We start from the raw sequence: 1,071 nt of genomic DNA, 5'->3' as shown, positions 1-1,071 counted from the left end.
CGGTGCGACCAATAGCCCAACCAACCACTCGACGACGATGACCAATCCGGAGCATGCCGAAAAGGCGCTTGCGTATGACGTTGCCGTCGGTCGGTGCTATTTGACGCCCGATCAACTCTACGACTTGCGGATTGAGGCCGATTGGCGGATGGGGGGCGGGATTCCCTCGGAGAATCCGAACAAGACGTATGCCGACTATTTTGCGTCGGGGACGCTCAATAGAACGCCTCTCCACGAATGGGTACATACCGAAGAAAGCGAAGGCAAGATGCCGGCCGCGATCTTCGATGAGCGTGAGGGTCAGCTTTATTTGAAGGTCGGAGGTGCCGTATGAAGATGCTGATCGCTACATGGCCGCGACGTGTCGCCGCCGCCGTTTCGACATGGGTGCTTGTCACCGTGCTCATGGCCACGCTGATGGCTCACGTAGAGCAACCCGACCCTGCCCACTTGGAAATAGGAGATTGGATGAAACGATTCGTTGTCTTGCCTGCCTTGGCCGCCCTTGCGGTGTTTATGTTCACCACGGCCATGACGCGTCCTGTACAAGCCTCGCCTGTCCAAGCACCTGCAGGGAGCACCGCGAAAGTAGTAGAAGAACCGGCGAAGCCATTCTTCGCGCAGGTTGTCGGACTGATGTGGTTGAATCCATTGCAACGTATGGACTATCCGACCGAATGGCAATTGTTGTGGACGCAAGGGCTTGTTGCGCCAAACAAGAATGACGATATGGTCCGTACCGATCCGCAGTCCTTTACTACGCTGCAATCGGTTGCGGGTATCGCATACGGCAATAGGGGAAAGGAGACGTTCAATGGCTTCTACGCCAAGTACATCGACAAATTCATCCTCCTCCTGCGCGCCCGCTACTTCAGTAACGCGAGCTACTTCTACACGGTAAAGTCCGAAAACCCGCGTAATTGGCGCGAACTGGCGGGCATACGGGTCGAGGCTGCCGTTCCGCTCCGGCTTGATCCGGCCTTTGCCAAATCGCGCATGGTCGATCGGATGATGAATTTCTTCGAAATCGGTCCGCCGTCACCCAAGACGCTTTGGAGCCGCGACACGCCT

The 1,071-nt window shown here is 56.6% G+C and carries 1 protein-coding gene and 1 pseudogene; both read left to right on the top strand.

Going from position 1 to position 1,071, the window contains the following annotated elements; genetic code table 11:
• Positions 1 to 334: effector protein Tle3 domain-containing protein (locus J7024_RS36995; RefSeq protein WP_234746061.1), on the top strand; the 334-nt coding region annotated here is incomplete at its 5' end.
• Positions 331 to 1,071, top strand: a pseudogene (locus J7024_RS36990) (virulence factor); the annotation flags it as partial. The gene J7024_RS36995 and the pseudogene J7024_RS36990, both read left to right, overlap by 4 nt.

Origin of the sequence: Burkholderia sp. WTPI3 (assembly GCF_021483755.1) — a bacterium.
Lineage (GTDB): Bacteria > Pseudomonadota > Gammaproteobacteria > Burkholderiales > Burkholderiaceae > Burkholderia.
The sequence above is the reverse complement of the archived record's forward strand: the minus strand, read 5'-3'. Positions and strand labels throughout refer to the sequence as shown.